The organism is Nocardiopsis coralli (assembly GCF_014892575.1).
Classification (GTDB): Bacteria; Actinomycetota; Actinomycetes; order Streptosporangiales; family Streptosporangiaceae; genus Nocardiopsis; species Nocardiopsis coralli.
In genome coordinates this window covers 319,397-331,967 of the sequence record NZ_JADBGI010000002.1, presented here as the reverse complement: position 1 = coordinate 331,967, position 12,571 = coordinate 319,397, and the positions used below count along the sequence as shown (strand labels likewise).

The following is a 12,571-nucleotide window of genomic DNA, read 5'->3' as shown; positions in this document are numbered from 1 at the left end:
CCCGCGCGTCCGTCCCTCCGAATCGGAGCCGGGCCGGTGGCGCGCGGCCCTCGGGCGCTCCACGGGCGGGTCGTGCGGCCGCATGTGTGGCCGCAAGCGGCCCGAACCCGCTCGGGGCTTGCCGCGGCACCGCGCCGCCGCCATCATGGGCGCATGATCGACATGAAGGGCGTTGAGCGCCCGGGCCGTTGAGCCCCACCCGGCCGACGCATGCGTCGGCCCTCCAGCTGCTGCACGCCCACCGGCACCTCTCCGTCGCCGCGCGCGACCGTGCCCTGGCGCTGTACGCTCACCGGCACGCAGGAACCGAACACCTCACCTCGCTCCTGGACGAGCTCCGGGACCACGGACACGGCCGCACCTGCCTGCACATGGCCGAGGCCGCGACGCACACCCCCACCATCACGCGGCTGCTCCGCGACCCCGACCCCGCCCTGCGCCGGGCCGCCCTCGGAACGCTGAAACACGTGCCCGTGCCCGACGAGGCCCTCGAACCCGTCCTGGAGGACGCACCCACCGACCTGCGCCGCGCCTTCTACCACGCCCTCTTCCTGGGCCGGCGTACCGCGTTGGCCGACCGCCTTCTCCCACGGGTCAGGCAGGGCCACGGCGACCCGGACACGGCCGCGCTCCTGCCCGCCTGCACACCCGCAACGGTCCTCCGGGAGCTCCCTGGTCTCGCGCACGCCGTCGTCTCCTGGCGGCGTCTGGCCCACCGCCACCCCGAGACCCTGATCGACCTCCTGGACCGGGCCCGGGCCGAGGGCGAGGACCCGCGCAGTGACTGGAACGGTGCCCTGCGGGCGCTCGACCCGGTCCGCCCCGAGAGCGTCGCACTCCTGCTCGGGGACGTGCGCTACAACCCACGGACGTACCCGTGCGCCCACCGCACGCGCACCCACAACGGCAACGACGTCTTCTACGACCGCAGCTACCCGCCCCTGCACGACGGCACCCGGTCCCGGGTCCTCCTCAGGCAGCTCCTGTCCGGCGGCTCCGGGATCGCCCTCCAGGTCCTGCGTGCCATGCCCTGGGCAGAGCGCCGCCGTTACCTGTCCGTCGGGGAAGGGGAGAAGGGCCTGTCCCTGCGCCAGGTCGAGCTGCTGGAGGTCCTGCCCGAGGACCTGCGACGCACCGAGGCCGAGCGCCTGCTCGAACGGTGCGCGGAGGCCCGGAGGCAACGGCGCAACCGCGACCCCAACACGGACCTGGACGTGCTCGCCCACCTGCCCCTGGACGAGGTGGCGCCCGCCCTGCGCGAGGCGGCCTCCGACCCCGACCCCTTCCGGCGCGCCCGCGGCCTCGCCTGCCTGGTCCGCGCGATCGGCAGGGCCGGACGTGTCGCCGAGCACGCCGAGTTGATCCGGGAACGCGCCGAACGGGCCGGCGCCGACCGGGGACCGGTACGCCTGGCCCTGACCAAGGCCCTGGCGGCGCTCGACGCCGGGTCCCTGGCCGAACACCTGCTCCCCGCCCTGCGGCCGCTCCTACGGGCCGCGGTGGAGTCCCGGGACGTCTCCGCCGAGACCCTGCGCGCCCTGCGTGAGGTCTCGGCGCGCCTGCTGGGCCACCCCGGCCACGGCCCCGGCACCCCGGCTCGGGCGTTCGCCCTGCAGGTGCACACCCTCCTCATCGGGGTGCACGGGACCCGCGCCCTGGCCCCCGCCGGTCCGTCGCGCCACCGCCGACCCTGGTGGTTCCGCACGGCCAGGGGTACCTGGAGGAACATGTACCTGGGCCAGGAACCGCCGCTCGACCAGGTGCTGTCCCAGGAGGACGCCACCGAACTGCTCGCGCAGTTGGAACCGGTTCTGCGCGCGGCCGCCCAGCGGGGCGAACACGGTCTCGCCGCAGCCCTCGCCGGCTCCCTGGGCCGACGGGGACGGGACCACCCGGAGCTCGAGGAGGCCTTGGCGGCCGCGGTGCGCGAGGACCCCGAGGGCGCCGGGCAGCAGGCCGCGCAGGTCCTCCTCGACCGTCCCGACGCCCCGGACCGCGCCCTGGCCCTGTGGGAACGCAGCCCCGCGGCGATACGCGCCCCACGGGTCCGGTCGGTCCTGAGCCGCCACGCCCCGCCGCACGCGCTCGCCGCCGCCTTCGACGAGGCCGACCGGCGCAGGGAGGCGACCGGCAAGGTGTGGGTACCCCAGTCGGACCCCTCGGTCCTGCGCCGCTGGCCCGCCGCCCTGCGCGCCCGGGCCGCCCGCCACCTGCGTGCCGTCGCCGCTGACACCGGCCGCGCCGCCGGCGAACGCGAACGGGCACTGCTCGCCCTCTCCACCCTGCCCGGCGGGGCGGTCGACGACCTGGCCGCCCACCTGCACGGGGACGAGGGTGTGCTCAGGGAAGGGGCCGCCCTCGCGCTCGGGCGCTGCGACCGGCCCGGCGCGGCCCTGGACGTCCTCACCCAGCACGGCCCCGGGGCCGCCACCCCGTCCGCGTCAGGGGCCCTCTCGAACTGCGCCCGGCGCATCGCCCCCTCGGCGCTGGGCCCGCGGCTCGTGCACCTGCTCCACTCGGCGGAGCGCCTCTCCCACGCTCGCGCCGCCGCCCGCATGCTCGCCCGCCACCGCCCGCCGGGGTGGCTCCCGCCGCTCCTGGACGTCCTGCACGGTCCGCACACGCACCGGGACCTGCGCGCGGCCGCGACCGCGGCGCTGATGGGCGCCCTGGACGTGCCCGGGGCCGCCTCGGCGCTCCGTCGTGTCCTCCGCCCGGACGGTGAACCGCGGGCCAGGGTGGAGGTGCTCTCCCGCCACCCCCGTGCCGTCCCGGCCGCCGTCAGGATCCCCCTCGCCGTCGCGCTCCTGAAACTCGTGGACGACGGGGAGGAGGACGACCTGAAGTGCCGCGCGGGTTCCCTCGCGCGCTGGGTCTGCTGCCTGCCCGACCCCAGCGGGGAGGTCCTGGACCGCCTCCGTGAACCCGTACCCGTGGAGATGCCCCTGGTCAGGATCGTCGACGACCTGGCCCGGTGGGGGATCCTGGACGGGGACCGCACGCTCGACGCAGTCGCCGAACTCGTGGCCGAAGAACCCGTCGACGGCGGCGGGAGCGACCCGCGCTGGTGGGTGGAGGAGGCCGGCGCCGACCGCTTGCAGTGCCTGCGGGAGGCACTGATCCTGCCTGGTGCCCCGGCGGCCCGGGACGAACGGTACGCCGACCGGCTCGACCGGCTCTTCGCTCTGCTCAGCGGGCACCCGTACCAGCTGCCGGCGGCCCTGGTGGCCCACCGGGAAGCCACCCACAGCCGGATGTCGGCGTCCGACGGGGAAGGGGTCCCCGCGCTCCTGGCCGACCGGGTCCACGAGGTCGCCGAGCTGCTCGCCGAGGACCCGCTCGGCAACACCGGGGGGATCGCCGAGGCCGCACGCCATCTGACCTGGACCCCGGCGTCGTCGGTGCCCGCCGGCCTGGAACCGGTCTTCGACCTGTTGACCGAACGCCTGCCCGAACTGTCCGGCCGGGTGCGCACCGTCACCGGGCTCATCGTGCTGACCGCTCTGGAGGGGTATTCCATGGAACGCACGCGCAGGAGGGCCCTGGCGCTCCGTGTGCGCGACGCGGGCGACGACAGCCTCGCCCGCCGGGCGTGGACGGCGCTGGCACGGATGTGAGCGACACGGCGTCGCGTGGCCCCTTCCGCAGGGGCCGCGCGGCGCCCTCCGGCCGGGGTCAGCCCTCGTACTCGTCCCAGGGCACCGTCTCGCGCAGGAACCCGCGCATGTCCAGGAAGTTCGCCAGGTACTCGCGGTGCTCGTCGCAGGCGGTCCACACCTTGCGGCGCTCCGGCGTGTGCAGCTTGGGGTTGTTCCACACGATCGCCCAGGTGGCCCCGTTGCGGCAGTCCCGCCGTGAGCACTGCAGATCCGTGGCGTTCATGGCGGCCCCCTCGTGTCGATGCGTCTCCTCCGACGCCGGGCGCCGGATCCGGGCTGCAGCGTACCGGGCGCACAAAAAAGCGGCGCCGGGTGGTTACGGGGGCAAACCACCCGGCGCCGCATGCGATGTTCCGACGGGGGCTCGAAACATCGCCCCGCGCTTCGACGGGGGACCGAAGCGCTGATCCCAATGTACACCGATGCCCCCCTCTGTACGTCAAGAGTCAGTTACGACGTTGTCTCGGGACAGTCCCGTCCGCGCAAGGCCTTCGGTCCCGTAGAGTGACGGGAATCGCCCTGTGGCGGCACTTGTGGAGGCCTGCGCAGGGGTTCCGTCCTCATACGCGGGTCAAGAACGATCGAATCGGGACCCACGGCCCTGCCACACCCGGGTCAAGGGCCCCCGATGGGTCCCGGGTTCCGCGCGCGGGTGCGAACGCGGGGTCCCGTGTGGCCGACCTGGAGCCGGGGCAAGGAGGGGGACGAGGCCGCCATCGGGGCGGCCGGCGCACCGACCGACACGAGGGGTTGCCATGTCCGACCACACCTATCGAGTCACGGAGATCGTCGGGACCTCGCAGGAGGGCGTGGACCAGGCGATCCGCAACGGGGTCGGCCGGGCCTCCGAGACGCTGCGCGGACTGGACTGGTTCGAGGTCACCGAGGTCCGCGGCCACATCGAGGACGGCGAGGTCGCCCACTACCAGGTGGGCATGAAGCTCGGGTTCCGTCTGGAGGGCTGACCCTCCCGGCCGACGCCCCGACGTACGAGGGGGACGGCCCGCACGGGGTGTGCGGACCGTCCCCCTCGTGTGTTCCTCTGCGGCGGGTCAGGCGTCGTCCGAGCGCTCCCCGCCCGGCTGGACGTCGACGTGGACGTGGTCGAGGTGGCGCAGGATCTCGTTGTCCGGGTCGGCCTCGTAGTGGCGCCAGCCCATCGACGGCGCGTACGTGCTCCAGATCTTGTCGTCGAAGATGATCACGTCGATCTCGTAGTCGGGCGCGTAGGCGATGAGCCAGTGCGCCATCTGCCAGCCCTCGCGCCGGTTGTCCTCGTTGACCGGGCGGAAGAAGGCGTCGATGGCACGCCCGTCGTAGTGCGCGGACCCCTCGCCGTGGCCGGTGTCGTACCCGCCGGGCTCGTACCCGCCCAGGCTCGGCTCGGCGAAGACCTCCTCGATGCCCTCCTTTAGGTTCTGCGCGCGCGGCGTCAGACCCGACGGCTCCAGGTCCTCCTCGACCTCCAGCTCCGGGTTCTTGGTGGAGCGGCAGGTCATCGACGGGCCGGCGTCGTCCTCGGGCCCGTCCTGCAGGACCTGCATGGCACCGTCGGGGATGTCACTGGTGTCGGGCGCCTCGACGGGGGAGTCCTCGCCCTGGTGGTCGGCGACCGCGGCGGTGGCGGCGCGCTGGGCCTGTTCCCTCTCCAACGGGACCTGCTCGTCCCCGACGGTCACCGAACACTCGGGGCCCCATGGGGTGGAGGTGGGGAAGGCGACGTCGATCCGGTCGATCGCCGCTCGGGTACCGATGACCCCGATCACGGACAGCACCCCGAGGAGTGCGACCGAGATGATGAGGCCGTACCAGCGGCGGTGTGGCATGGCGGCTCTGTGCGTCATAACCTCGATTTCCCTGGGTCAGGGCCGGTCCGATCGCGGTCCGACCCGGGCTTCCACACAGTCAACCCGCCGACCTGTGCAGAGATTTCCGGCATGCGCGACATATTCCCGAGATCACACTCCGGTCACGGACTCAGGACCGACCACAGGACAAAAAGGCCGCCCAGAACCAGCGTCAGCGCCCAGACGCGGTCCATCGTCACCCCGCGCCACCGCAGGGCGTGCACCCCGAAGAAGTCGTAGGCGATCAGCGCCGCCACCCCCGCGGCCCCCACCATCGCCAGCGTGTGCACCCCGGTGGCGGCCAGGCCCACGAGCGTGGCGTCCCACAGGCTCCAGGTGGACTCTGCGGCCGCGCCGGTCTCCACCTCGCCCGCTGCCCCGGAGCCGCCGTTCTGAGCCCCGTGTGCGCCGTGTGAGCCGTGGTCGTCGTGTGCGTGCGTGAGCTGTCCGGCCAACACCGGGAACAGCATCAGACCCGCCCCGTGCGCCGACGACATCAGGAACGACCACGTGCCCACCTGCCACAGCGGCAGGCGGATCGCGCTCCAGTGGAAGTGGCGCCGCCGCAGCAGCATCCAGAGCCCGTACAGGGCGATCGCCGCGCCGCACACCACGGGGAAGAGCACCGAGGCCGCCATCGAACCGGTCACCGTCACGGCCACCGCCGCCACCGCCACGGCACCCGCGTGGCCCAGCCCCACCGCCGGCAGCGAACGCAGGACCTGCGCACGTCCGCCCTCCTGCAGGCCGCGGGTGACGGCCAACAGCCAGCCCATCCCGGGGTGCAGGCCGTGGAAGGCGCCGAGCGCGACCAGGGTCCAGAGTTGCGCGGCGGTCACGGCGCCAGAGTCACACGGCCCCTGCGGCAGGACAACGGATCACGGGGGATCGACCGGTTCCGGACAGCGGGAGCCGCCCCGGTTTGTGCGCACCGGGACGGGGGCAGGGGGACGTCCCTCCCGGGGCCGGTGGCGCCGACCCGTGAGACGGCGGCGGGGCCGGCGCACGTGGATGCGCCGGCCCCGCTCGTGTCGGTTCTTTTCCGACCGGCCCTAGCTAGGGGCAGATCGCGTCGAGGTCGGTGGCCTCGGCGCCCACCTGGCGGCCCGGGTCGGCGGGGGAGGGCTCGGCCAGACCGGTGTAGTCCTGCCACTCGGTCGACTCCTCGTCGGTGCCCTCCTCCTCGGGGGCGCCGTCCTCGCCGTCCTCGGGGGCCTCGTCCGCACCCTCGCCGGACGCGTCGCTGTCGGGGTCGGCCGGGACGTCGTCGTCGCCCTCGTCGCCACTCTCCTCCGCGGCGGCGGCGATGGCCTCGGCGACCAGATCCTGCACCTCGTCCCAGTCCGGGTCGGCGGTGCTCACCTGCGGCGGGGAGAGCTGCAGAGCGCTCATCGACCCGGTCTCGGTGACCCGCTCGGCCAGGTCGACGAAGGCCGGCACCTTCGACTGCGGCACGTCCGTGGTCAGGGTGCGCTGGGTGGCCCCGGCCAGGTCCCGGTAGCTGGTCAACAGGGTGGTCGGGTCGATCTGCTCGGCCACGTACTTGACCAGGCAACCCTGGCGCCCCATACGCCCGTAGTCGTCGCTGCCGATGCGCGAACGCCCGTACCAGAGGGCCTCGTAGCCGTCGAGGAGCTGGTCGCCCTCCTCCAGGACATCGCCCTGCATGCCGTAGGGGATGGGCTCCTCGATGTGGACCTCGATGCCGCCCACGGCGTCGATGAGGTCGCGGAAGCCCATCATGTCGACCATGGCGTAGTACTCCACGTCGAGGGCGAGGTTGTGGCCGATCACGTCCTTGAGGGTGTCGGCCGCGGGGTCGCGCACGCCCTCGTTGAAGGCCAGCTCGTCGGGCTCGTCGGCGACCGCCTGGTAGACGTCGTTGAGCAGCAGGTCGAACCCGTAGGGCTCGGGGTAGCGCTCGGCCAGCTCGGAGTCCTCGGGGAACTGCACGTTCTCGAGGTTGCGCGGCAGACCGACGAGCACGGTGTCACCGGTCTCGGTGTCGATGCTGGCCACCATCATGGTGTCGGTGCGCACGCCGTAACGGGTGTCGTCGGAGTCGGCGCCCAGCAGCAGCACGTTCATGCGCTCGGCGCCGTTCCACGGGTCGGCCTCGTCGTGGTCGCCGGCCTGGTCGTCGCCGCCGAACACGTCGCTGACCGTCTGGTAGGTGGTGTAACCCGCGTGCAGCGCGTAGGCCGAGGGCACCGCGATCGTCAGCACCAGCAGCGCCACCACGGCGCCGGCACCCAGGCGCAGCCCGAGGGAACCCCCCGGCGGGCGCGTGATCACCCAGGAGTGCACGACCACCGCGATCCACACCACGGCGACCACGAACACCACCACCATCGCCTGGAGCAGCCACCGGCTCGAGGTCGCCATCCCGGCCACCGCCGCGAGGGTGTCCGAATCGGCCCCCAGCGCGTAGGCGCCCCACCCCAGGAGGGCCAGCCCGCCCAAGTAGGCGAGCAGGATCAGGGCACCCGCCGTGCGACGCCCCACCCTCAGGTGGGCGATCCCCGGGAGCGGCACCGAAGCCGCGGTCCACAGCAGGGCCCGCGATGTGCTGCTCGGGCGCGCGCTCGTGCGCGGGGGTGCCGCCTCCTGCTGTTCGTCGTCCGCTGCCACCGACGCATCCTCTCCAGCCGGAGGGCGGACGTGATTCCCGCCCCTCGTGTACCTGTGTACCCGCCGCGGCCGTCGATCGCCGGGAGGGTTGCCGTGCCCCCGCGCGTCCCGTTCTCCGGAACGTCACGGTCCCCTGGACTCACAGTGTGGCGCCTCCGCGAGGGGCAGCGCACTGCCGCCGGTCTCATACCGGGTGTTCTATACAAGTCTGTTATGTGTCTCCGAGGCCGCAGATGGGGGATTGCATCGCGCTTTCGGACGGCCGAACGGTCCGAATCCGACCATTTCTTTTGCGATCAGTAGTGAACGGGCGCGACAACTGCGATGATCTGGCCGCAGGAGGGGGCGCCGTCCTGTCGGGAGCGGACGGCGTCATGGGAACGAAAGGCAGCACCATCGTGCTCGATGCGGTTGACGCAGCGCTCATGCGCGCGTTGCAGGGGGACGGAAGAGCAACTTTCCAAGCGCTGGCCGACGGGGTCGGGCTCTCACGCACGGCTGTGCGCGCCCGGGTCCGGCAGCTGGTGCAGTCCGGGGCGATCAGGATCGTCGGGGTCCTGCACACCGGGGTCCTGGGGATGGAGGCCCTGGGGCATGTCTCGTTCACGGTCAACGGGCCGGTCGGCCCGCTCATGAACAAGCTCGGCGAACGCGAGGCCGTGACCTTCGCGGCGCTGACGGCGGGGCGCTGCCAGGCGGTGGCGCAGGTGCGTGTGGCCGACGACCGCGCACTCGCCGCCGAACTGGCCGACCTGCGATCCCTGCCAGGGGTGGAGCAGGTGGAGGTCTTCCGCGCGGGGGCGGTCTTCCGGGACTCCCACAGCAGCGTGCGCAGGCTCCAGGACATCGAGCTCGACGCCCTGGACTGGCGCCTGGTGCGCAGGCTGCTGGTCAACGGGCGCGCGTCCTACGCCGACCTGGCCCGCCAGGTGGGGTTGTCGCAGGCCGCGGCGCGCTCGCGGGTGGTGCGGCTGCTGGAATCGGGGGTGGTGCACGTGACCGCTCTGGTGGAGCCCACGGCGCTGGGCGCCAACGAACAGCTGGGGCTCGGCGTGCACTGCCGGGGCGACGCCGAGGCCCTGGGTACGCGCCTGGCCGCCGTCGACGGCGTCTCGTTCCTGGCGAGCGGTTTCGGACGCTACGACCTCGTCGCCACGCTCACCGCGCCGGACCGCTGCCGCCTGGTGGAACTGCTCGAGACGGTTCGCGCCACGGCCGGCGTGGGGCCTGTGGAGACCTGGGACCACCTCTCGGTGCGCAAGGAACGCCGCGGGGGTGAGCACCTCGTGGACTGGCCCGACGCGGCCGGTTCCCCCGAGTAACGGACAAGCCCCTGGGTTTCGGCCCCCTGTAACCAGCGGTAGCATTTTTCTGTGTTTCCGCCTCGTATGGCTTGCGTCACGCTTAAGTTACCCGTGAGTATAGAAGGCGGGCCGGTGCCGACCGGCCACACCGGGCGCGGGTGTTTTGGGAGGCAGACGTGAGGCTTGCGGAGACGTTGACGGCGGTGGGGACCGCGGCGCTGGCGCGCTGCGGCGGTCGGCCCCTCGGGGCGCATCTCTTCTCCGTCTGGCCCGGGGCCGCCTTCGCCGCCTCGGCCTTCCCCGTCCGGTGCACCCCCGGCGACAACCTCGCGCTGCACGTGGCGGTCGAACAGGCCCCGCCCGGTTCCGCGCTGGTCGTGGACGTGTCCGGGGAGGCCGAGTTCGGCTACGTCGACGAGATCCTCGCGGTGGCCGCGCACACCCGCGGCGTCGAGGGCATCGTCCTGGAAGGCTGCGTGCGCGACATCTCCGCCATCGCGCGCTGCGAACTGCCCGTGTTCAGCGCGGGCGTCTCGGTGCGCGAGGCCGGACACCACGCCGGGGGATCGGTCGGGCAGACGGTCACCATGAGCGCCACCGGCCCCGTCCCGCTCCAGGTGCGCCGCGGCGACTGGATCGCGGCCGACGACGACGGGGTCGTGCTCCTGCCCCGCGGCCAGGTCAGCTCCGTCATCGGCCAGGCCATGGCCGGGCTGTCCCGCGAACGCGAGATCATCGACGCCGTGCACGCCGGGCAGTCCACGCTCGACCTGCTGGGGCTCGATCCGTCCCAGGTGAGCGGTTGGGAGGGCGCCAACGGCCTGCGTGGCCGAAGGGCCGGCCGCACGCGCGGGCGGGGAGGTGCACGCGGTGAGGGCCACGCGCCCCTGCGCTCGTGCGCCACGCCCCACACCTCCGTGGGGGAGGGGCGCCAGGACTGAGCGCGCCGACCCGGGTCCGGGAGATCCCCGCCCGGGCCGACGGCCTCACTCCTCGGTCAGGCTCAACAGTTCGTCGATGTAGCAGTTGGCCTCGCGAGCCGCCTCGGCGGGATCGGCGGCCCGGATCGCCTCCACGAGCTTGCTGTGGTCCATGCCCTCGTAGGACGAGGAGGGGCGGTCCCGCCGGTCGGTGCCCTCGTCGTCCTGCTCGTAGGCGGTGTGGGCGATGCTGGCGTAGACGACCTGGGCGATGTCGTCGTACAGGTCGATCAGCAGCCGGTTGTGGGTGGCCAGGACCACCGCCTTGTGCAGTGTGAAGTCCGACTCCACGAACGTGCCCATGTCCCGGTCACGCCAGGCCTCCTCGCGCACCCCCAGGGCGCGGTCGATGTCGGCCATGTCGGCGTCGCTGTGGCGCAGCGCGGCCAGGCGGGCCGCCTCGACCTCCAGCGCCCGGCGTACCTCCAGGTTCTCCCGCAGGCGCGAACGCTCCAGGCGGCGGCGGAGCGCCCCGCCGAGCTCGCTCGAGGCGCGGACGAAGGTGCCCGCCCCCTGGCGGATCTCGAGCAGGCCCGCGTGGGCGAGGGCCCGGACCGCCTCGCGTACGGTGTTACGGCCCACCTCCAGCTGATCGGAGAGCTCCGACTCGGTGGGGATCCGATCGCCCACGCCCCACTCACCCGAGTCGATCTGTGCTCGTAACTGACTGATGACCTGGTCGACGAGACCGGTCCGGCGCGTCGAGGCGAGGGGCACGCGGTTACCTCCTAGGGGCGGGTCGCCGGATGACAGGACCAGCGCACGGGTGCGGAACGGTTAGGCGGGAGCATAGACCAGTTGAGGCAAGGAAATGGCTATGAACGGCAATGCGTTATGCTCATGATGTACATCGGGTCATCCTATGAATATGTGAGTCGACTTTCATGAGCGCCGGAGCGGGGCACCACGAACCCGTGTGCACTGAACCCCCGGCGGCACGACGGACCCCGGCACCGACACGTTGGGCTCTGCTCCTGATCGGTGCCGGCATCGCGCTGGCCGCCCTCAACCTGCGAACCGCCATCACCAGCGTCGGCCCGGTCCTCGACGAGGTCACGGGCGGTCTCGGCATGTCCGGCGCCGGTGCCGGACTGCTCACCACCCTGCCCGTCCTGTGCTTCGCCCTCTTCGGCGGGCTGACCCCCGTGCTCTCGCGCCGGCTCGGCGACCACCACGTGCTCGTCTACGCGCTCCTGGCCCTGACCCTCGGCCTGACCGCCCGCGCCGCGGCGACCGAACCCTGGATGTTCCTGGCGCTGAGCGCCGTCGCACTCTCCGGTGGCGCCATCGGCAATGTCATCCTCCCGGCGCTGGTCAAGCAGCACTTCCCGCACCGGGTCGGGCTCATGACCACCGTCTACACCACCGCCCTGGCCGCGGGCACCGCCATCGCCGCCGCGGCCACCGTGCCGGTCGAACAGAGCACGGGGGAGTGGCGCCTGGCCCTGGGCATGTACGCCTTCTTCGGTGTGGTCGCCGCCCTGCCCTGGCTGGCGGTCCTGCGGCACAGCAGCCGCGGCGGCAACGGCAAGGACACCCTCGGGTTCACCCAGGTCCTGCGCACCGGCATCGGGTGGCAGGCGGTGGTCTTCTTCGGCACCCAGTCCTCGATCGCCTACATCATGTTCGGCTGGTACGCGCAGATGCTGCGCGACCAGGGCATGGACGCCTCCGAGGCCGGGGTGGCGCTGGCCTACCTGACCACCCTGGGCATCCCGCTCTCGCTGGTCCTGCCCGGCCTGCTCACCCGCACCCGCGACCAGCGTGTGTTCGTGGTGCTCTTCGCCGTCGCCTACCTGGCCGGTGTGGCCGGGCTGTGGATCGCCCCGCTGCAGGGCGTGTGGATCTGGACCACGCTCGTCGGCATCGGCATGGGCAGTTTCGTCTTCGCGCTGACGATCTTCGCGCTGCGCACCCGCACCAGCGCCGGCACGGCCGCGCTCTCCGCCGCCGGCCAGAGCCTGGGGTACCTCATGGGCGGCGCCGGCCCGTTCCTGTTCGGGTTCCTGCACGACCTCACCGACTCCTGGAACGCGCCGCTGCTGCTCGTGGCCGGCCTGGTCGTGGTCAACCTCGGCGTCGGGCTCCTGCTCGGCCGCAACCGCTACCTCGAGGACGCGGTGGAGGCCAAGCAGGGCCGCGCCTGACCC

At 72.9% G+C, this 12,571-nt stretch carries 10 protein-coding genes; 5 read left to right on the top strand and 5 right to left on the bottom strand.

Annotation, left to right across the window (positions count from 1 at the left end; genetic code table 11):
* The first annotated feature begins 188 nt into the window (after nucleotides 1–188).
* Complete coding sequence (locus IDM40_RS28540; protein ID WP_193120380.1) at nucleotides 189–3,617, top strand: HEAT repeat domain-containing protein; 3,429 nt, start codon at nucleotides 189–191, stop codon at nucleotides 3,615–3,617.
* A gap of 58 nt (nucleotides 3,618–3,675) precedes the next feature.
* Here the strand turns inward: IDM40_RS28540 and IDM40_RS03285 are convergent, their stop codons facing one another.
* Nucleotides 3,676–3,882, bottom strand: coding sequence for a hypothetical protein (locus IDM40_RS03285; protein ID WP_193120379.1), 207 nt, complete (start codon nucleotides 3,880–3,882; stop codon nucleotides 3,676–3,678).
* 532 nt (nucleotides 3,883–4,414) lie between these two features.
* Here IDM40_RS03285 and IDM40_RS03280 point away from each other — a divergent pair.
* Nucleotides 4,415–4,624, top strand: coding sequence for a dodecin (locus IDM40_RS03280; protein ID WP_193120378.1), 210 nt, complete (start codon nucleotides 4,415–4,417; stop codon nucleotides 4,622–4,624).
* 87 nt (nucleotides 4,625–4,711) lie between these two features.
* Here the strand turns inward: IDM40_RS03280 and IDM40_RS03275 are convergent, their stop codons facing one another.
* From IDM40_RS03275 to IDM40_RS03265, 3 genes are all read right to left on the bottom strand, one after another.
* A complete protein-coding gene (locus IDM40_RS03275) occupies nucleotides 4,712–5,503 on the bottom strand; it encodes a hypothetical protein (RefSeq protein WP_193120377.1) in 792 nt (263 codons plus the stop codon).
* Between the two features lie 125 nt (nucleotides 5,504–5,628).
* Complete coding sequence (locus tag IDM40_RS03270) at nucleotides 5,629–6,345, bottom strand: cell wall anchor protein (protein ID WP_193120376.1); 717 nt, start codon at nucleotides 6,343–6,345, stop codon at nucleotides 5,629–5,631.
* Between the two features lie 217 nt (nucleotides 6,346–6,562).
* Complete coding sequence (locus IDM40_RS03265; protein WP_193120375.1) at nucleotides 6,563–8,137, bottom strand: LCP family protein; 1,575 nt, start codon at nucleotides 8,135–8,137, stop codon at nucleotides 6,563–6,565.
* A gap of 398 nt (nucleotides 8,138–8,535) precedes the next feature.
* On the opposite strand from IDM40_RS03265, the gene IDM40_RS03260 reads away from it, so the two are divergent.
* Nucleotides 8,536–9,459, top strand: coding sequence for an Lrp/AsnC family transcriptional regulator (locus IDM40_RS03260; protein WP_193120436.1), 924 nt, complete (start codon nucleotides 8,536–8,538; stop codon nucleotides 9,457–9,459).
* Between the two features lie 185 nt (nucleotides 9,460–9,644).
* Nucleotides 9,645–10,382, top strand: coding sequence for an RraA family protein (locus IDM40_RS03255; protein WP_193120435.1), 738 nt, complete (start codon nucleotides 9,645–9,647; stop codon nucleotides 10,380–10,382).
* Nucleotides 10,383–10,427: 45 nt separating this feature from the next.
* Here IDM40_RS03255 and IDM40_RS03250 read toward each other — a convergent pair whose 3' ends face one another.
* A complete protein-coding gene (locus IDM40_RS03250; protein WP_193120374.1) occupies nucleotides 10,428–11,138 on the bottom strand; it encodes a FadR/GntR family transcriptional regulator in 711 nt (236 codons plus the stop codon).
* 167 nt (nucleotides 11,139–11,305) lie between these two features.
* On the opposite strand from IDM40_RS03250, the gene IDM40_RS03245 reads away from it, so the two are divergent.
* Nucleotides 11,306–12,568, top strand: coding sequence for a CynX/NimT family MFS transporter (locus IDM40_RS03245; protein ID WP_193120373.1), 1,263 nt, complete (start codon nucleotides 11,306–11,308; stop codon nucleotides 12,566–12,568).
* Nucleotides 12,569–12,571 lie beyond the last annotated feature (3 nt).

Coding starts and splice junctions, on each gene's coding strand:
- IDM40_RS03285 (WP_193120379.1), bottom strand. CDS start 3,882: ATGAACGCCACGGATCTGCAGTGCTCACGGCGGGACTGCCGCAACGGG.
- IDM40_RS03280 (WP_193120378.1), top strand. CDS start 4,415: ATGTCCGACCACACCTATCGAGTCACGGAGATCGTCGGGACCTCGCAG.
- IDM40_RS03275 (WP_193120377.1), bottom strand. CDS start 5,503: ATGACGCACAGAGCCGCCATGCCACACCGCCGCTGGTACGGCCTCATC.
- IDM40_RS03245 (WP_193120373.1), top strand. CDS start 11,306: ATGAGCGCCGGAGCGGGGCACCACGAACCCGTGTGCACTGAACCCCCG.